Origin of the sequence: Psychromonas sp. KJ10-10 (assembly GCF_047323245.1) — a bacterium.
Taxonomy (GTDB): domain Bacteria; phylum Pseudomonadota; class Gammaproteobacteria; order Enterobacterales; family Psychromonadaceae; genus Psychromonas.
Map to the genome: position 1 here is coordinate 3,170,795 of NZ_CP178826.1, position 19,075 is coordinate 3,189,869.

General features: G+C 36.6%; 14 protein-coding genes and 6 pseudogenes. 8 read left to right on the plus strand and 12 right to left on the minus strand.

The window, feature by feature from the left end; all coding sequences use genetic code 11:
* Positions 1 to 63 precede the first annotated feature (63 nt).
* The 7 genes and pseudogenes from ACLKMH_RS18200 to trmJ all read right to left on the minus strand — a co-directional run bounded on the left by ACLKMH_RS18200 (position 64) and on the right by trmJ (position 4,207).
* On the minus strand, positions 64 to 297 hold the full coding sequence (locus ACLKMH_RS18200; protein WP_413699386.1) for an iron-sulfur cluster co-chaperone HscB C-terminal domain-containing protein: 234 nt from the start codon (positions 295 to 297) through the stop codon (positions 64 to 66).
* Entirely contained in the window at positions 275 to 574 is a 300-nt protein-coding gene (hscB, locus tag ACLKMH_RS18205; protein ID WP_413699387.1) for a Fe-S protein assembly co-chaperone HscB, read from the minus strand. The genes ACLKMH_RS18200 and hscB overlap by 23 nt, the downstream gene beginning before the upstream one ends.
* 80 nt (positions 575 to 654) lie before the next feature.
* Positions 655 to 978 carry an iron-sulfur cluster assembly protein IscA gene (gene iscA / locus ACLKMH_RS18210; RefSeq protein ID WP_413699388.1) on the minus strand — a complete coding sequence of 108 codons (324 nt, stop codon included), beginning with the start codon at positions 976 to 978 and terminating at the stop codon, positions 655 to 657.
* 37 nt (positions 979 to 1,015) lie between these two features.
* Positions 1,016 to 1,396 (minus strand): Fe-S cluster assembly scaffold IscU, encoded by a 381-nt coding sequence (iscU, locus tag ACLKMH_RS18215; protein WP_413699389.1) that lies wholly within the window; start codon positions 1,394 to 1,396, stop codon positions 1,016 to 1,018.
* Positions 1,397 to 1,634: 238 nt separating this feature from the next.
* Positions 1,635 to 2,850, minus strand: a pseudogene (locus ACLKMH_RS18220) (IscS subfamily cysteine desulfurase).
* A 16-nt stretch (positions 2,851 to 2,866) separates the two neighbouring features.
* A pseudogene (locus tag ACLKMH_RS18225) lies at positions 2,867 to 3,345 on the minus strand (Rrf2 family transcriptional regulator).
* A 142-nt stretch (positions 3,346 to 3,487) separates the two neighbouring features.
* A pseudogene (trmJ, locus tag ACLKMH_RS18230) lies at positions 3,488 to 4,207 on the minus strand (tRNA (cytosine(32)/uridine(32)-2'-O)-methyltransferase TrmJ).
* A gap of 195 nt (positions 4,208 to 4,402) precedes the next feature.
* Here trmJ and suhB point away from each other — a divergent pair.
* From suhB to xthA, 3 genes and pseudogenes are all read left to right on the plus strand, one after another.
* A pseudogene (gene suhB, locus ACLKMH_RS18235) lies at positions 4,403 to 5,192 on the plus strand (inositol-1-monophosphatase).
* Positions 5,193 to 5,369: 177 nt separating this feature from the next.
* Positions 5,370 to 5,606 (plus strand): TIGR02647 family protein, encoded by a 237-nt coding sequence (locus ACLKMH_RS18240; protein ID WP_413699390.1) that lies wholly within the window; start codon positions 5,370 to 5,372, stop codon positions 5,604 to 5,606.
* A gap of 66 nt (positions 5,607 to 5,672) precedes the next feature.
* Positions 5,673 to 6,479: an exodeoxyribonuclease III gene (gene xthA / locus ACLKMH_RS18245; protein ID WP_413699391.1), complete on the plus strand. Its 807-nt coding sequence runs from the start codon at positions 5,673 to 5,675 to the stop codon at positions 6,477 to 6,479.
* Between the two features lie 237 nt (positions 6,480 to 6,716).
* Here the strand turns inward: xthA and ACLKMH_RS18250 are convergent, their stop codons facing one another.
* The 3 genes from ACLKMH_RS18250 to pfkA form a co-directional block, all read right to left on the minus strand.
* Positions 6,717 to 7,412 (minus strand): TIGR01621 family pseudouridine synthase, encoded by a 696-nt coding sequence (locus tag ACLKMH_RS18250; RefSeq protein ID WP_413699392.1) that lies wholly within the window; start codon positions 7,410 to 7,412, stop codon positions 6,717 to 6,719.
* The gene (locus ACLKMH_RS18255) at positions 7,409 to 7,951 is read right to left on the minus strand and encodes a hypothetical protein (RefSeq protein WP_413699393.1); all 543 of its coding nucleotides are present in this window, start codon (positions 7,949 to 7,951) and stop codon (positions 7,409 to 7,411) included. The genes ACLKMH_RS18250 and ACLKMH_RS18255 overlap by 4 nt, the downstream gene beginning before the upstream one ends.
* Positions 7,952 to 8,017: 66 nt before the next feature.
* Entirely contained in the window at positions 8,018 to 8,980 is a 963-nt protein-coding gene (gene pfkA, locus ACLKMH_RS18260) for a 6-phosphofructokinase (protein ID WP_413699394.1), read from the minus strand.
* A 336-nt stretch (positions 8,981 to 9,316) separates the two neighbouring features.
* Between pfkA and ACLKMH_RS18265 the strand changes: the two genes are divergently transcribed.
* On the plus strand, positions 9,317 to 9,442 hold the full coding sequence (locus ACLKMH_RS18265) for a hypothetical protein (RefSeq protein WP_413699395.1): 126 nt from the start codon (positions 9,317 to 9,319) through the stop codon (positions 9,440 to 9,442).
* A 38-nt stretch (positions 9,443 to 9,480) separates the two neighbouring features.
* Here ACLKMH_RS18265 and ACLKMH_RS18270 read toward each other — a convergent pair.
* Positions 9,481 to 11,046: pseudogene (locus tag ACLKMH_RS18270) on the minus strand (SulP family inorganic anion transporter).
* A gap of 708 nt (positions 11,047 to 11,754) precedes the next feature.
* Between ACLKMH_RS18270 and ACLKMH_RS18275 the strand changes: the two are divergent.
* The gene (locus tag ACLKMH_RS18275; RefSeq protein ID WP_413699396.1) at positions 11,755 to 12,648 is read left to right on the plus strand and encodes a substrate-binding domain-containing protein; all 894 of its coding nucleotides are present in this window, start codon (positions 11,755 to 11,757) and stop codon (positions 12,646 to 12,648) included.
* A 119-nt stretch (positions 12,649 to 12,767) separates the two neighbouring features.
* On the opposite strand, the pseudogene ACLKMH_RS18280 reads toward ACLKMH_RS18275, so the two are convergent.
* Positions 12,768 to 14,823 (minus strand): annotated as a pseudogene (locus tag ACLKMH_RS18280) (bifunctional 2',3'-cyclic-nucleotide 2'-phosphodiesterase/3'-nucleotidase).
* Positions 14,824 to 15,349: 526 nt separating this feature from the next.
* On the opposite strand from ACLKMH_RS18280, the gene ACLKMH_RS18285 reads away from it, so the two are divergent.
* Genes ACLKMH_RS18285 through ACLKMH_RS18295 form a run of 3 tightly spaced genes read left to right on the plus strand, consistent with a single transcriptional unit; the run spans position 15,350 to position 19,067 of the window.
* Positions 15,350 to 16,528, plus strand: coding sequence for an ABC transporter substrate-binding protein (locus ACLKMH_RS18285; protein WP_413702392.1), 1,179 nt, complete (start codon positions 15,350 to 15,352; stop codon positions 16,526 to 16,528).
* A 56-nt stretch (positions 16,529 to 16,584) separates the two neighbouring features.
* Positions 16,585 to 18,417, plus strand: coding sequence for an ABC transporter permease (locus ACLKMH_RS18290; RefSeq protein ID WP_413699397.1), 1,833 nt, complete (start codon positions 16,585 to 16,587; stop codon positions 18,415 to 18,417).
* A complete protein-coding gene (locus ACLKMH_RS18295) occupies positions 18,414 to 19,067 on the plus strand; it encodes an ATP-binding cassette domain-containing protein (RefSeq protein WP_413699398.1) in 654 nt (217 codons plus the stop codon). Before ACLKMH_RS18290 ends, ACLKMH_RS18295 begins: the two co-directional genes overlap by 4 nt.
* Positions 19,068 to 19,075: the final 8 nt, after the last annotated feature.

The following is a 19,075-nucleotide window of genomic DNA, read 5'->3' on the forward strand; positions in this document are numbered from 1 at the left end:
GTTTGCTAAATGGCAATTGTTTAGTTGCCACTTTTCATAAATGACAGCAACGCGTGATCTTTTTTAATCGAAGAGTTTCTCTTCAAGTTGTTCAATTTCAGTTTGTAGCTTTAACATAAATTTCAATTTACGCACGCTATCTGCGGCATCTTCTAACGCTTTGTCCTGCAACTGTTTTTCAATGTCTGATTCTAAATCATTCACTAGTTTTTGTATATTCGCGCTGAATGCTTCTATCTCATCTTCATCATCTTCGGTGAAGGATTCAATAGTTTCACGCCACATCATTTGTTGCATTAAAAAGTCTGTATCCTGCAGGGTACGGTCGCTCTAAAGCGATATCAAGACCCAACAGAGAAAGAATATATTGTGCTCGTAAACAACTATTTTTCAGTGTTTGATATGCATCGTTGATTTCAGTGCTTTTTTGCATAGCTACTAACCGCTCTGCATCGGAAAGCATAACAGATTTATCAGGATGAAATTGTTTTTGTAATTCGCGATAAGTGCTAGCGAGTTGCTGTGTATCGATTGAAAAATCTGTAGGTAATGAGAAAAGTTGAAAGTAGTTCAAAATAAGATCCTACTATGGAAAATAAACATAAGGAGGGTTATTAGTGAAAGTAAATGATACTTTCACTAATATAGAATGCATTAAACGCTAAAGCTTTCACCACAACCACATTCACCTTGTGTGTTTGGGTTGTTAAATTCAAAACCTTCGTTTAAGCCCTCTTTGACGAAATCAAGCTCAGTACCATCAAGATAAACAAGGCTTTTCTTATCAACAATGACTTTCACGCCTTTGTCGCTAAATACTTCGTCGTCTTCATTTAATACATCAACAAACTCAAGTACATATGCCATACCTGAACAGCCAGATGTTTTAACGCCAACACGTAAACCTATGCCTTTGCCTCGGTTAGCAAGAAAATTAGCAACATGTTTTGTCGCTGGCTCTGTCATTGTGATAGCCAAAATAAACTCCTTGGTACAATTCTTTGGTATAATATTATTAAGCGTTTTTACTCTTATAATCTTGAATTGCGACTTTAATTGCATCTTCAGCAAGAATAGAGCAATGAATTTTTACTGGTGGTAAAGCAAGTTCTGCTGTTATCTCAGTATTAGTGATGGCAATTGCTTCATCTAACGTTTTACCTTTTACCCATTCTGTCACTAATGAGCTAGAAGCGATAGCACTACCACAACCATAAGTTTTGAATTTTGCATCTTCAATGATGCCATTTTCACCAACTTTAAGTTGTAGCTTCATCACATCACCACAAGCAGGTGCCCCCACCATACCAGTTGCAACTTGTTTATCATCTTTATCAAATGAACCTACGTTACGTGGGTTCTCATAATGGTCGATTACTTTTTCGCTATAAGCCATGATTTTATTCCTTCTAATTTCGTAATTACTCGTGACATATCTATTTAAGGCCGAGCAGTTACATTTTATTTTTAGCAACAATCATTTTGAATGGAATGCTAAATAGAATTTTACTAATTACTTAAATTCGTTTAGGCAAAGCGACTTTGTTTAAATACAAGGCGAAAGCGCGGAGCTTGGTTTACCAAGTGAGCACTTTAAACGCAGTAGTTAAGCATAGTCGCGAAGCATCAACAATTTAGTGGTGAGACCACTCAATAGAGTTGATATCAATGCCGTCTTTGTACATATCCCAAAGTGGTGACATTTCACGTAATTTACCAATATTCTCACGAATAATTTTAATAGCGTAATCAATCTCTGCTTCAGTCGTAAAGCGACCGATGCTGAATCGGATTGAACTGTGTGCTAGCTCATCATCACGTCCAATTGCACGTAATACGTATGAAGGCTCTAAGCTCGCAGATGTACAAGCACTACCTGAAGAAACGGCTAAATCTTTAAGTGCCATTACTAATGACTCACCTTCAACATAGTTAAAACTGATATTAATATTACCAGCAATGCGACTTTGCATTGAACCGTTAACGTAAACTTCTTCCATATCACTTACACCGTCTAAAAGACGTGTACGTAATTTAAGAAGACGTGCATTTTCGTCTGCCATCTCTTCTTTTGCAATGCGGAAGGCTTCACCCATAGCAACAATTTGATGCGTTGCAAGCGTACCACTACGCATACCGCGTTCATGACCGCCACCATGCATTTGTGCTTCTAAACGAATACGTGGCTTACGAGAAACGTATAGAGCACCGATTCCTTTAGGGCCATAAATTTTGTGTGCAGAAAAAGAAATTAAGTCTACTTTCATTTTCTTAACATCGATTTCAATTTTACCTACACTTTGTGCTCGCATCTACATGCAAAATTACTTTATTAGCACGACAGATTTCACCGTAAGCTTGAATATCTTGAATCACACCAATTTCATTATTAACATGCATTAAGCTTACTAAAATCGTATCTTCACGTAATGCATCTTGTAATTGTTGAGGTGTCACGATGCCGTCTTCACCTGGATCTAAATAAGTGACTTCATAACCTTCACGCTCTAATTGACGACAGGTATCTAATACTGCTTTATGCTCTGTTTTAGCAGTGATGATATGTTTGCCTTTCTTACCGTAAAAGTGAGTCGCACCTTTAATCGCTAAGTTATTTGATTCTGTTGCGCCAGAAGTAAACACAATTTCACGCGGGTCTGCACTAATTAAGTCTGCAATTTGCTCACGGGCAATATCTACAGCTTCTTCAGCTTGCCAACCAAAACGGTGTGAACGTGACGCTGGATTACCAAACTCACCGTCCATTGTTAAATATTTCATCATAATTTCTGCAACACGTGGGTCAAGTGGTGTAGTTGCTGAGTAATCAAGGTAAATCGGTAATTTCATTATTGTCTCCGCTGCACTATCTACTAACTTTAACATCGAGTTGTGCAGTTTGTTTAAATTTATTATTTTGAATTTCTGAAACTGTTTGTACGTGATCTGTTGCCATTAACTCTTCTAGAGTAATGTCATCTAAAAAGTCACTGATACGCTCACTAAGTTGTTCCCATAAGGAATGCGTTAAACATTGAACGCCATTTTCATTACAGCCACTTTCACCACTACATTTTCGTATGTCGATAGATTCATTAACTGCGTCAATGATCATCGCAACAGAAATTTCAGCGCGAGTTTTGCCTAATCGGTATCCACCGCCAGGTCCTCGAACACTACTTACTAGTTCTTGTTTACGTAATTTAGAAAAAGCTGTTCTAAATAGGATAACGAGATCCCCTGACGCTCAGAAATATCAGCAAGTGGAACGGGTCCCATGTGCTCTTTAATTGCAACATCAAGCATTGCGGTTACCGCATAACGGCCTTTTGAGGTTAGTTTCATAACTCTTCGCTTATAGTTAAAGGTGAATCACATCACTTATTTAATTACTTTATAGCTAAATTATAAGTACCTGACTAAAATAGTCAAGTAAAAAACCCCATACTTTACTAGGTTTTATTTTTCGTTTACATCCGAATCGCTTTTAGGCGCGATTAATGACTTTTTGAATGCTACTGAAAACACCACGCCACATGCGCAGTTCAGCGACTTCAGGACGGGCTCGATTAAAAAACGTCTTAGTTTAGTCATTACTAGGCCAGGATGTGCTGGTACGATAAAACGGGTATCGATTAACGTTTCTTCAAGATGTTTGAACATACCCTCTATTTCTTCAGAGAGAGGATATTCCTCCTGTTGCTCTGGATATGCTTCTGTTGATAAAAACGCCATACGCACTTCATAACTCAATGTCTGTACTGCCATCGCTAAATTCAAAGAACTGTATTCTGGGTTAGCTGGAATAAACACATGGAAGTGACATTTTTGTAATTCATCATTTGTTAAACCACTATTTTCTCGACCAAATACAAGTGCAATTGGATGTTTTTGACCTTCAACCACCGCTTTCACACCCATTTCACGAGGGTCTAACATTGGCCAATCAAGTGTGCGCGGACGTGCACTTGCGCCAATCACTAATCCACAGTCTGCAATGGCTTCATCTAATGTATCAAAACGTTGATGATTTTTTAAAACATCACCAGCACCTGCTGAGAGCGCAACAGATTTACCATCAATTTCACATTCAGGATCCACTAGCACGAGATTAGATAATCCCATTGTTTTCATTGCGCGTGCGAGCACTACCAATATTACCTGGATGAGAAGTTCCGATAAGAATGATACGTACATTATCTAACATGTTGGTTCCTTGAATGATTGAGCATAATATAGCTAACAAAAAATAAGCGCGCAGTTTATCAGATTTAGCGCCACAAAAAAACATATACCCGTATTTGACAAAAGAATAATATTTGCACAATGATGTGATCTGTGTATAATTTCGCGCCGAAGGAATTTCCCTTCATGTTCTTTTACAATCTAATGGTGATCCCCAATGCATCCAATGTTAAATATTGCGATTCGTGCTCGCCCGTAATGCAGGTAAAGTAATCGTTAAAGGTTACGAAAATTTAGAATCAGTTGAAGTCGAAGAGAAATCTTTAAACGACTATGTTAGTAGTGTTGATAAAGAAGCTGAGCTTGCAATTATTGGTACGTTACAAAAATCTTACCCTGACCACAGCTTCGTGTGTGAAGAATCAGGTATTCTTGAAGGTAAAGATAAAGATCACCAATGGATTATTGACCCGCTTGATGGAACGAGTAATTTCATCCACGGTATCCCACATTTCGCTGTATCAATCGCATTAAAAATTAAAGGTCGTACTGAAGTAGGCATCGTATTCGATCCTATCCGCAACGAACTATTTTCAGCGGTTAAAGGCCAAAGCTCTCAAATTAATGGTTACCGTACTCGTACTAGCAGTGTTCCTAAATTAACTGGTACATTATTAGCTACTGGTTTCCCATTCAAACAAAAACACCAAATTAAAACCTACTTAGAAATTTTTAATGATTTCTTTTTAGAAGTTGCTGACATGCGTCGTGCAGGAAGCGCGCACTTGACCTCGCTTATGTTGCGAGCAGGTCGTATGGATGGATTTTGGGAATATGGCCTTAAACCTTGGGATATCGCAGCGGGTGAATTATTACTAAAAGAATCAGGTGCAATGATGACTGATTTTAATGGTGGTAATGACTATATGAAATCAGGTAACGTGGTTGCGACTAACCCTAAATTATTAAAAGAAATGTTAACTGTTATTCGTAAACACCATATTTAAAATATTTAACTGTATTTACGTCACTTAACATTGTGAAAACAATCACCTTTTAAGCCCTGGAAAATTTAATTTTTCAGGGCTTTTTTGATCTAGCCCCCTTCCTAACTTATTAATTTGCAATCTTTTATTATGCCCCTATTATGAAGCTTCCCCTTATTTTAAGAGAAGTGATTTATCATGACTAAAAACTATTCTGATACGCTATTCGATGAGATGAAATTACTCGCTAAATTCCCGACACAATCTCACTTAGAAGGCATTAAAATCCATCATGAAGCGACCCCAAGCATCATCTTAGCGACCAAATCTCTTTTTGAAAAAGGCTTAATTTCACAACCCGATGGCGGATATTTAACCGACAGCGGTATCGAAACAGCCGATCACTTACAACGCGTTTTAACAACACTGAGCTAAAATGGTTGAGTTCTTAAACCTAGCGCGTTACATTCTGCCCTAATTTTTTAAAATTAGGGCTTTTTTATGAAAGTAATCTCCTTCAACATTAATGGGCTACGTGCTCGTCTGCATCAACTTCAAGCAGTTATCGATAAACACCAACCTGACGTTATCGGTCTTCAAGAAATAAAAGTACATAATGATATGTTTCCTGTTGAGGCAGTAGAAGCAATGGGTTATCACGTATATTTTCATGGACAAAAAGCGCATTATGGTGTGGCCATGTTATGTAAGAAAGAACCTGTTTCAGTACAATATGGTTTTCCAACCGATAACGAAGAACACCAAAAGCGTATGATAATGGTGACTTTAGAAGATGATAACGGTGAAAAAACAACGATTCTAAATGGTTACTTTCCTCAGGGAGAAAACCAAACCCACGAAATTAAATATCCTTATAAACGCCAGTTCTATATTGATTTAAATACTTACTTAAATGAATATCATACTGCGGATGATAATGTCATCGTAATGGGTGATATTAATATCTCCCCTACTGACCTTGATATTGGTATTGGTGAAGCAAATGCTAAACGCTGGCTACAAACCAAAAAATGTAGCTTTTTACCAGAAGAACGTGAATGGTTAAAAACCCTAATGGACTTTGGTTTCACAGATACCTTCAGGTTATTACACCCTGAAGTAAATGATCAATTTAGCTGGTTTGATTACCGCTCTCGTGGTTTTGATGATAATCGCGGTTTACGCATTGATGTTATTTTAGCGACACAAAACTTAGCGGATAATACAGTTGATGCAGGTATTGATTATGAATTAAGAGGTATCGATAAACCTTCTGATCATGCGCCAATTTGGACAGAGTTCGCTTAATGAAGCTGTCAGCTATTAGTTTTTAGTCATTAGTTAAAAAATTGATATGACCTCAATAAAGTGGACCCGGGGTCATAGTTTTCGAGGCTAGAAGCACGTTACTCGAAGCTTGATTATCTTTAATCACGAGCTACGAGCATTGAGCTTCGAAGTTCATTCTTCTAAGCTTATTTATCAGTTCTAAGTCGCGGTTCATCCCAACTATTAACCTTTTTTTAACCTTTTTTAACCTAGTTATTAAAGCTTCGGCCATGCTAATTGGCTAACATCTCCGAGAGTTTCAATTTGTGTTAAAAACACTTGTGATAGAAATAAATCCCCCGTTTCTGGTAAACAGCTAAAACAATAATCTTGTCCATATAAATTAAAATTGATTTGATAAGCATGCAAATAGCCACGATCATATTCATTGTATTTTTCAGCATATAAATGGTCACCACAAATAGCACTGCTAATACTTTTTAAAGCGACACGTATTTGATGTGTTTTTCCGGTTTTAGGCTTCACAACAAACAAACGTTTACCTTCAGATAGCGGATAACTAAAAAATTGTGTGATTGCTAAATTATCTTTTTGATTGGTTAATTTCCACATTGCACGGCGAGATTTTTCCATCCCTCCTTTTATTAAACCTTGCTTTTTTTTCGGTTTTTTATCACTGATCGCTACATAGAATTTTTGTATATCATGGCTTTTAAATAACAGAGATAATGCATTTGCAACTTCTGATGATTTAGCCAGTAATAACAGCCCTGAGGTCATTTTATCTAAGCGATGCACACTATAAAGTTTAATATTTAAGTATTTTTCAGCCGCCACCACTACGCCAAATTCACCATCTTCACTGTGGAAATTAATGCCAGCCTGTTTATTAATAACAATAAAGAATTGATTTTCGGCAATCATCGAAAAATATTGTTGGTAATCATTCATTCACTAGCACCATTAAAACGTAAACATTGTGCGCCATAGTGACTTAACAATGATGGCAATAAAGCTACTATTTCCTCAGAGCTTGGTAATTGCTCAAACATCGCCAGTTTTTGTGCATCATTCGTTTCAGGAGTCGCGAGTTTATCTAATAATAATAAACAGGTTTGTTGTAAATTTTCTTCAGCAGAGCCTTCAACAAACCTTAAGGCTTGTACATTATCAATAAGCATGAGTGCCTGCAGATATCCATTTGCAAATTGTATTATCCCCTCTTGAGGAATATATATAGGCATTTGTAAAGAGAGTTTTTCTTGGCAGTTTTCATAAATAGCGAGTACTTTTTGGGCAAGTTTGGTCGCAACTTCTTCACTAGAGAGACTTTCCTCTGCATTAACAAATAACATTGGCATCCATTGGTATAAATCCAATTCGCTACTGGCCATTGCAGAGATAAATGCATAAGCAAAATCAACATCCACACAGTTTTCTTTTATCTCTGTTATTGCATAAAGATTTTGTAACTCTTGATAGTCTTTCATAGTCTTTATTCCATAAAAAAACCTACCAAGGGGTAGGTTTTTAATTAATCAATTGAATATTATTGCTTAGAATAATACGTTCGAAACATCAAATAAATCTTGACGGAACGGACGATTCATCGTTTCTAAACATTCAATAATATCATGGTGAACCATATTTGCATTTTGAATACCAATACAACGCGCACTATAACCTTGCATTAATAAATCAACACTATAAGCACCCATACGGCTTGCTAATACTCGGTCGAATGCCATTGGAGCACCACCACGTTGAATATGACCTAATATAGTTGCACGTGTTTCACGACCCGTTTTAGTCTGAATACGTTTTGCTAATGCATTAATATCTGTTACATGTTCAGTGATCGCAATAATAGCGTGTTTTTTACCCTTAGCAACACCATTTGCTAATTCAGCTAATAGTTCATCTTCGTTGAATTCTTTCTCTGGCAGAATTACATATTCACAACCACCAGCAATACTTGCCCATAGTGTTAAATCGCCACAGTAGCGTCCCATAATTTCAACAATCGAAATACGATTATGTGAAGAAGAAGTATCACGTAAACGGTCAATTGCATCCACAACAGTATTAATACATGTCATGAAACCAATAGTATAATCCGTGCCTGCGATATCGTTATCAATAGTACCTGGAATACCAATACATGGATAACCCATTTCACTTAGTTTTTTAGCGCCCATGTAAGAACCATCACCACCAATAACCACTAAGGCATCAATATCATGTTCTTTAAGGTTTTTGATAGCTTCTTGACGAACACTTTCTTCTTTAAATTCAGGGAAACGTGCTGAACCTAAGAATGTACCACCACGATTAATGATATCAGAAACAGAGTGACGATTTAATGCTTTAATTTTACCAGCATGAAGTCCTGCATAGCCATCATAGATACCATAAGGTTCGATACCATTTGCTAAACAACTGCGTACTACCGCTCGAATTGCAGGGTTCATGCCTGGGGCATCACCACCACTTGTTAAAATCCCAACTTTTTTAATCACGTTTTACCTCACCAATAATTGAAAATAATTTTTGAATTCAATTTTACCGTTATACTGGCCTAATACGGCATATTTATGACACAGGCTTTCTAATTAGACTGAATAGCTATTTGCCCTTCAGTGTAGTTTCCGTGACGCCTTTATAGATGGTCATAAACTTTGTTACAAATAAGAAATTAATGGACACCTTAAATTGGCCTCCTTTTGTCCAGTCATTATCTTAAATAAAAGTTTTTATTTCTTTGTTCTCTCGCAATTTAAAAGCAAAATTCCTGTCATCACTCTGTCATATACATCGATTAAATTAACGCAACCTTAATAAATGAGAGAGAGAAAATGAAACATAAAAAGAAAACAATGCGTAATAAAAATATTTGGTACTCTGTTTGGAATAGTAAAAATCCCCATCAAAGTCCTAAATGTGATGCACTTTACCAGCCAACACGCCACTCTACAAAATAAAAAACAGCGTATTTACGCTGTTTTTTATTTGTCTTATTTTAGGCTAGCGTATCCGAAGCCACTTTGTACGTCGGGTCTTCAATTAAGTTAACCTCGACTAATACTCCGGCTTTATTCAGCAACTTCCGACAATCCCGACTTAAATGACGAACATGTGCTTTCTTACCTTCTCGCGTATAACGATCGGTTAACGTACTGATCGCTTCAATCGCTGATTGGTCTACAACACGTGAGCGTGCAAAATCGATAATTACATGTTTAGGGTCATTTTTTATGTCAAACATTTCTAAGAAATTACTGGTTGAACCAAAAAATAAAGGACCATTAATTTCGTAGGTTTTTTCACCCTTTTCTTCATTAGTTGTGCTAACCGCGTGAATATGACGAGCATGGTTCCCAAGCAAATACTAATGCAGAAACAATCACACCAACAAATACCGCAATCGCTAAATCTGTTGCCACAGTTACAGCACTAACCAGTACAATAACAAAGGCATCTTTCTTAGGCACATTCGCCATCATTTTAAATGACGCCCATTCAAAGGTGCCTAATACAACAATAAACATCACACCAACAAGCGCAGCTAATGGCACAACCTCAATTAAACTTGAAGCGAATAAAATAAATGCGAGCAACCCTAGCGCAAAGACTAATGCCTGATAAACGTCCGCGACCACCAGAATTAATATTGATCATCGACTGACCAATCATTGCACAGCCACCCATACCACCAAACACACCATTGACCATATTTGAGGCACCCTGTGCAATACATTCTTTATTTGCACGTCCGCGAGTACCTGTCATTTCATCAACAACGGTCAAAGTTAATAAAGATTCAATTAAACCAATAGCGACTAAAATCAAAGCATAAGGCACGATAATATGAAAGGTTTGTAATGAAAAGGGAACAGCCGGTAAAGCAAAGCTTGGTAGATTACCTGCAATTGTTGCGTTTGCATCACCAGACATAGAGCGTAAGAAGTCAACAACGGTACGAGTATCTAAAGCAGGAACAAAATATACTAATAATGTAACAACCACGATACCTACAAGAGTTGATGGCACTGCCGTGGTAAATCTTGGTAAGAAGTGAATAATCGCCATGGTGAGCAGAATCAAACCAATCATGACATACAGTGCAGAGCCCTGTAACCATTCGTACTCACCCACTGCATTCTTTACTTTAAACTGCCCGAGTTGAGCAAGGAAAATAACAATAGCAAGACCGTTTACAAAACCGATCATCACCGAATGCGGTACCATTCGAATAAATTTACCAAGGTGAAAAACACCAAATAAAACTTGAAATAAGCCCGCCAATAAAACAGCGACGAAACAGATATTGGATGCCATGCTCTGATACTAATGACACCATAACAACTGCCATGGCACCTGTTGCACCAGAAATCATTCCTGGGCGTCCGCCAAATATTGCAGTAATAATTCCCACCATAAAGGCGACATAAAGGCCTACCATTGGTGGCACACCCGCTACAAATGCGAAAGCCACGGCTTCAGGCACTAATGCAAGCGCAACCGTTAAGCCAGATAGAATATCATTTTTTACACTGTTTTTGCTGAACTTGGGGAACTCAAACACACTTATCTTCCTTTATTTAGCACCAATTTTGGTGGCCGCAAATTATAGCTAGTTTTTTAAGTAACAGCAAAGCAAACCTTGATAATTAAACATTTGCTTAGTGTTACAAAACATTTTTTGTAAAATTTGTCGTCAATTAAAATCCATTAATGTTAATAAATATATCCTACTTTGATCACAAAACGAATGTTATTTTCAGAATATTTGCTCTCTTTTTATATCTAAGCTAAGAGTTAAAAATATCCTAAAACTTTAAAAATGTGAGATTAAACTAAAATATGGATATGTTTTTTTAGAACAAAGTCACAGCAAAAAATATCTAGCAGTTAATTACTAATAAAAAAGATAATAATCAGGGAAAAATAATATCAACCAAATCAACATTATAACTATTATTCAACTCCCTCTCTCTTTGAAGAAACTCTGTAATTATGCTTTTTTTCAAAACTGCACAATACTATGAAGATAAAAATTTTAATTGGTGAAAGTTGAGTATCTAGGAATACAATTTGAGTTACACCATATCACCTAAGATTAATGATTAACTTAGCGAGGAAAAAGTCAATTTGTTCAAGAAAAAATTTATACGAGAAAACCTAATAAGACTGATCTCGACACTTATAATATTCAGCGCCTTTACTACTAATGCGGAGAACCTAAAATTTGCACTTGTTCCTAAATACCACAGTATTTTTTTTGATGAAAGTGGTGAAGGATGTAAAACAGCAGACATTAAAGTTAGACGGTGTCGAATGTATATATCGTGGTCCAAAGGTCGGAGATGTTAGGAAGCAAGACAAAATTATAGAAGATCTTATCAATGAAGGCGTTGATGGTATTGCCGTCTCAGTTATAGAATCAACATTCCTAGCTCGAAGTAGCTTCCAGAAAGCAAAAAAGGCAGGCATACCTATTATTACTTATGACTCGGACTTTGATGAAGAGGTACTGAACCAATATGGAGATTTACGTCTAGCATACGTAGGAACAAACAATTTTCAATTTGGTTGGGCGTTAGGCATGCAATTAAAAGAATTACGCCCCGAAGGAGGACGGCTCTTGATTCAAACAGGAAGACCAGATTCGCCTAATTTAAATTTAAGAATTATGGGATTACGTAGCGCTCTATCAGAAGAAACCTATATGAGCGCACCAGGACGAATACTAAAAAACAATTTAGGATGGACCGAAGTACGTGAACCTATACCCAATTATGATAAAATTGATCGGTCGGTAAAACAACTAGAGTCGGTATTAAGAGTACAGCCAACAAAAGTTGATGCCTTTGTTGCTGTTGGAGGTTGGCCACAAAACGATGATGCTATGTATCGAAAAATGATTAAGCCATTTCAGGAAAAGCTTGATAATAAAGAGATAGTGCTAGTTATCTCAGATGCATCAACAAGCCAATTAAAAATGCTAGGTGATAACCTTGCTCACGCCAATATTGGTCAAAGGCCATTTAAAATGGGCCAACAAGCATTGCTAACCTTACTAAAAATAGTTAAAAACCAAGCCTATGAAGACAAAATTTTTACACCATTGATCCCCTGTACTCCGAAAAATTATGACTCTTGTATTGATACAATTCATAACAATTAGCTTTCATTTTCTAAAATGAGTAGATTTTACGCAGTAAAAAGAGGATCGTTAAATGTGCAAGTATTGTAATTGACAATACTTGCAATGCTTAAATAGCTTGTATTAACGAATAAGGTTGATCATTTACCTGACATATCGATTTGATAAACAGCAAAACCAAGCTCATCTTGTGCTACTTTGGTCATTGAACGTTGCCCATATTGAACAATGAAGTTATCGGCAATATCACTATCCTGTGTTTCAAAACGAATATCTAAAGCCACTTTAGAATCGATATTGACAAAATCCCAGTTATTATCCGCTGAAGGGTCAACTGCGTTGTTGGCTTTTGTTTCTGCGGTAATATAAGCGACTAACACATCACGATTAGTATCAGGTTGTTCCATCACAACATATTCAGGCCCTGTACCCGCAAATTTTCCACCAAAGGCACGATAGTTGTTTGTTGCAATAATGAAGTCTTGTTTGTTTAACTTCTCTCCTGTGATTTTTTGGCCATTTTCATCAGTATAAGTAAGCCCTACAATACGTTCTGAGTCAGAATTAATCAGAGCACAACTTCCATCAAATTTACTCGGTTTTGTTACATCTATCTTGTATGAAACACCATCTATAACATCAAAGTTATAAGTGCGGTGATCTTGCCAATTAACCAAATACTGTGGCTCAGTGCTATTAACATCAATTTGATTAAACTGATTCGCGTCGCACTCCAACCAATCCTTTAATTGCTCACCCGTTACCTTCAATGCAACCACAGTATTAGGGTATAAATATAAATCAGCCGCATTTTTATAAGTTAAATCACCTTTAGCAACTTGAACATAGGCACTTACATCTGAGGCGACACTATGTCGACCACCGGCTTTAAAAGGTGCTCAGCGCAGATAGCACAGGTAAACCTTTTAATGATTGGTTATCGGAGGCTTCAACTTGATCTTTTACGTATTGCATTTGTGCATTAGACACAATTTGCACGGTTGGATCGTCTTGCACTAAGGTTAAAAAGCTATACATATCATTGGTTGCTTTACCAATAGGGGCATTAACAAAATCTAACGTACCTTTATGTTCTGTTTCAACGGCTTCATGGATATGATGATCAGCTTCTACTAATGCAACTTTTTGTCTTGCTTCATTACGCTCAAATATTTGACGAGATTCAGCACGAGCACTAGCCACAACCCATTTATTACCTTTTTGTTCAAGATTGAGATCAATCACACCTAAGTTATCACCCCAACGACCAGGCATCACAGCTGGAATTCCGTTGATTAATCCTTTCTCAATATCAACATTAGGAATATTGGCAAATTGTTTACTTGGGAAAACCGAATGACTATGTCCAAACAGAATGGCATCAATACCTGCAACGGTTGTCAGTGCATAGGTTGCATTTTCAGCATGAACATCACCCGGATTTTCACTTGAACCAATACCTGAGTGCGGAATAGCGATTATAATATCAGCACCTTTCGCTTTCATTTCCGGAATAAATTTTTGCGCGCTTTCGACAATGCCACGTGTAGTCACTTTTCCATCTAGGTTTTGTTTATCCCATTGCAGTATTTGTGGTGGCACAAATCCGATGTAACCTATTTTAATTTGATGTTCTTGACCATTGTTATCAACAATCTCGGTATCTTTAATAAGATACCGCGTAAATAAATTATCGCCTTTGCTTTTTCCCTGCCAACAATCAGACTCACAATATACATTTGCATTAATGTAAGGGAAATTTGCACCTGAAATTGCTTTCTCTAGGAAGGCTAAACCATAGTTAAATTCATGATTACCGATATTACCGACTTCATAGTTTAAAAGGTTCATCGCTTTATGAGCTGGGTGCACATCAAATTCATTACCACCTTTATACTCACTGGCAATAAAATCCCCCATCGGACTACCTTGAATCAAATCTCCATTATCTACTAATACTGAATTAGCAACTTCTTTTCGTGTCGCATGTAATAGACTAGCCGTTCGCGCTAGGCCAATAGTAATATCTTCCTTACTTTGATAATAATCGTAATCCATGATATTGGCATGAAGATCAGAGGTTTCCAATACACGCAACTGAGCTGAAATAAGTTCATTAGTCGCGCTATTAGCAGTAAAGGTTGTCAAAGTAAAAGAAGATGAAATTAAGACAGCAAGAAATGTTTTATTCAAAATATAATTCCTTTTTAATTTAGATTGTTTCAATTTTATAAGTTTGCCTATGATTTATTAGTGGCCACTTACCTATTAAATAAAGATTGATTGAGGACAAGCTAAATGAGTTTAGGCATTAGAAATAGATAAAAATGTGAAGCAACTCACTAAAAGGCGATTCATTTTTTAATCACCGGCATAACTTACAAAATATGTTGTTCTTAATATTTTTCCTATTTTAGGAAATTTTTCCCTCTTCTTAACGGTCACTTACTATAATCAATAGGCTAAACAGATAATATATGAGCAGAAAGTTAGGTTAATTAGAAGGTTACAGGCACGCTCTCAGATATTATTAATACAGATCGCTATAATGTATTGCTCAGATCAAATAAAAAAACAAAGCATATTGATATACAAACAAATGAAATATAAACAATTTTATATTTCATAGTGACATGAAAAATAATTTCACAGTAATTTACAAATAATAAGGCTTAAATAACCCTATGAAAAACACAATCAAAACGATCTCGCTTGCAACGACATTAATAGCAACTTTAGTGCATTCTTCTTTGCCTTCACTGCTCAGTCTTCAACCGTAAATTCATCGGAAATGAATTCAACAACACTGGATTGGTCTCAAGTTGAACAGCAAGCGAAAGGTCAAAAAGTGTATTTTTATGCATGGGGTGGTAGTCAACAAATTAATGATTATTTACGTTGGGCAGATAAACAATTACAACAGCAATTTAATGTGCAATTAGAACATGTCAAAGTAGATGATATCTCTGTTGCAATTACACGTTTACTTGCTGAAAAAGCCACTGAAAATGCGACTGGAAACAAAAGCACTGGTACTGTTGATATGCTTTGGATCAATGGTGAAAACTTTAAAAACATGAAGCAAAACCAACTAATCACCCAAGCCTTTGCACAACAATTACCAAGTTGGCAGTATGTTGATACTAACTTCCCTGTTGAAAGTGACTTCACAGAACCAACGGATGGTTTGGAAGCGCCATGGGGAATTGGTCAGTTGATATTCATTCATGATACTCAACGAACACCTACTCCTCCTAAATCGATGCAACAACTATTAGAATATGCACAACAACATCCAAACAAAGTAAGCTATCCTCAGCCCCCTTCTTTTCACGGCACTAGCTTTTTAAAATCAGCATTACTTGAATTAGCACCTGACACAAATGCCTTGTATCAAGAAGTGGATGAAGAAACCTTCTCTAAAATCACACAACCACTTTGGCAATACCTAGAACAATTACATACTGTTGCTTGGCATCAGGGTAAACAATTTCCGAGTTCTAGCGCTCATACCATGCAGTTATTAGATGATGGTGAATTAGACCTAGCAATTTCATTTAATCCAAATGAAGTGAGTAGCGCTCAGAGCAGTGGCACATTAGCTGACACAACAGATTCCTACGCAATGGAAAACGGTGCGTTATCAAATATTCATTTCTTATCGATTCCTTTTAATGCCAATGCTAAAGCCGGCGCATTAGTCGCCATTAACTTCTTATTAAGCCCTGAAGCACAATCTAAAAAAGGCGACTTAAGTCAGTGGGGAGATCCTTCTATTCTAAAAACACAACATCTTTCGGGTAGTGCGTCACAGACTAAGTTATTCAAATCTGTTTCAGAGCCACATCCTAGCTGGCAAGCGGCCCTCGAGAAAGAATGGCAAGTGCGTTATGGTCATTAATTTATGTGCAACAACGACTATGCAACCCTTTTTATCTCTGACTTGTTTCGCAACTTATGAATAATTTACTTTTGCCTTTCAGTAAGGTTTTGTTACTAACAGTCACCTTACTGATCTGTTTTTTACCAATGCTACCCGGCTTGAGTGGTTTATTATTAGCGGCATTTGGTATTAATCCTTTATTGGCAGAGTTCCAATGGACAATATCTGGTTTTACGCAATTAATGCAATTTCCAGGTATTGGCCAGTCCATTTTAATGACCATTAATATAAGCATTATCAGTACTTTTTTAGCGGTACTGATTAGCTTTTTAATTTTAAGAAGTTGGTATCAATCCTCGCACTGGCAAAAAATTGAAAATGCGATAGCACCTATTCTTGCTTTACCACATGTCGCCTTTGCGATCGGTTTTGCTTTCTTATTTACACCGAGTGGTTTTATATCAAGAGTTAGTGTTTATTTATTTGATATTGCTTTATTCAACGATATTCAAGTGATTAAACACCAGCTTGGGTTAATCATCGCCCTGACCATTAAAGAAGTGCCTTTTATTATATTTATGAGCATTGCACTGCTTAAACAACTTAATTTAAAACAAACACTGCAATGTGCACAAAGCCTTGGATTTAATCAACGCCAAGCCTGGTTTAAAGTCATTTTTCCGCAATGGTTACCTAAAATGCGTTTTGCAATTATTGCTATCATGGCTTACAGCTTATCGGTTGTGGATGTATCTTTAGTGATAGGCCCAAGTATTCCATCTACTTTGCCTGTTTTAATTTGGTCTTGGTTAAATGAAACGGACTTAAGTACCCATTTAATGGGCGCCTCTGGTGCATTATTTTTGGTATTTATTTGTATCGCGTTAGTTTATCTGATTATTTTTAGCGAATGGATGATTGTCAAAAGATGTAAACATTGGCAATTTAGTGGTCGAAAAACGAATACTTTATTTAACTTTATCCCTAACAAGTTAAATAAAACGCTTAAACAATTAAAAATAAACTTAGCGAATATTAGCCTTTTTGCTGTTTTATTAATGACCTCATTAAGCTTGATCATGATTGTTATATGGTCCGTCGCTAAACGTTGGTCTTTTCCACATATATTACCATCACATTGGTCATTACAGTTTTGGCAAGCTGAACTGCCCTATCTATTTGATACCTTTATAACGAGCATTAGTTTGGCAGTTTTAAGTGCCAGCATTGCACTATTATTAGTCTTAGTATTATTAGAAGTAAATAATAGAACTATTGGTTCAAGGCCCCATTCTAACAATCCCAAAAGCGTTAAGCGTTTTATCATTCCTATGATTTTGATTGTGACACCTATTATCGCGCCACAACTATCACTGTTATTTGGTATGCAATTAGTCGCCATTTATTTAGGTGAAAATAATTTTTACCTTTGGGTGCTTTGGTCACATGTATTTTTTGTCTTTCCTTATATTTATTTAAGTTTAGATGGCCCATGGCGTAGCTTTGATACCCGCTTTAATAAAGTAGGACTAAGTTTAGGAAAGTCGCCATTGAGAGTTTGGTGGACGATAAAAATGCCACAATTAATACCCGCAATCAGCATTGCAATGGCCGTAGGCATTAGTGTTAGTCTTGCACAATTTTTACCAACATTAATGTTAGGCGCTGGCAGAATTTCAACCATCACCACAGAGGCGGTGGCATTATCCAGCGGACAAGACAGAAGAGTGATGGCGATATATGCCCTGTTACAAACAATCACCCCACTTATCTTTTTTGCTTTGGCTATTTTTATCGCCAAAAGGACAGGCCCATTAGAAAATAGGAAAATCTTGCCAGTTTTCAATAAAAAGGACACTGAAACCGTCATTCACAATAAGTCCTTTGTTACGAGAAATACATTATGAATAATCACAATAATTTAAATATTAAAAATTTAAGCCTGCAGGATCAACAGGGCAAAAAACTCATTAGCGATTTGAATATTGATATCAAAGCCGGTGAAGTACTGTCTTTAATGGGACCAAGTGGATGTGGCAAATCAACTTTATTACATGCGATTGCAGGCCATCAGTTAAAGGACTTTAAAGTCACTGGTGAGGTAACACTTAATAATAAATTACTTAATAATATGCCTGTTGAAGAAAGAAATATTGGCTTTTTATTTCAGGACGATTTACTTTTTCCGCATTTAAATGTGTGGCAAAACCTAGCTTTTTCATTACCAGACAGTGTTAAAAAGAAAGCTCGAAAAGAGCAGGCGCTGATGGCTTTAAAAGAACAGAGCTTATTAGATTTAGCAGATAAAAATCCGAGCCAAATAAGTGGAGGGCAACGCGCAAGAATTAGCATGATACGTATGTTATTAGCTAAACCATGTGCGGTGTTATTAGACGAACCTTTTAATAAACTAGATAAACAATTACGCCAAGAATTTAGACAATGGGTGTTTGATTTAATTAAACAAAATAGCCTGCCAGTATTAATGGTAACTCACGATAAAGAAGATATTCCATTAAATGCAAAAACCATCATTTGGCCAGCACAATCAGTATAAAACAGGAA

What these genes read in the sequence shown, in the direction of transcription:
- ACLKMH_RS18240 (WP_413699390.1), top strand. Translation starts at nt 5,370, where the DNA reads ATGACTAAAAACTATTCTGATACGCTATTCGATGAGATGAAATTACTC.
- iscU (WP_413699389.1), bottom strand. Translation starts at nt 1,396, where the DNA reads ATGGCTTATAGCGAAAAAGTAATCGACCATTATGAGAACCCACGTAAC.
- ACLKMH_RS18250 (WP_413699392.1), bottom strand. Translation starts at nt 7,412, where the DNA reads ATGAATGATTACCAACAATATTTTTCGATGATTGCCGAAAATCAATTC.
- ACLKMH_RS18255 (WP_413699393.1), bottom strand. Translation starts at nt 7,951, where the DNA reads ATGAAAGACTATCAAGAGTTACAAAATCTTTATGCAATAACAGAGATA.
- ACLKMH_RS18265 (WP_413699395.1), top strand. Translation starts at nt 9,317, where the DNA reads ATGAAACATAAAAAGAAAACAATGCGTAATAAAAATATTTGGTACTCT.
- ACLKMH_RS18200 (WP_413699386.1), bottom strand. Translation starts at nt 297, where the DNA reads ATGCAACAAATGATGTGGCGTGAAACTATTGAATCCTTCACCGAAGAT.
- xthA (WP_413699391.1), top strand. Translation starts at nt 5,673, where the DNA reads ATGAAAGTAATCTCCTTCAACATTAATGGGCTACGTGCTCGTCTGCAT.
- ACLKMH_RS18295 (WP_413699398.1), top strand. Translation starts at nt 18,414, where the DNA reads ATGAATAATCACAATAATTTAAATATTAAAAATTTAAGCCTGCAGGAT.
- ACLKMH_RS18290 (WP_413699397.1), top strand. Translation starts at nt 16,585, where the DNA reads ATGAATAATTTACTTTTGCCTTTCAGTAAGGTTTTGTTACTAACAGTC.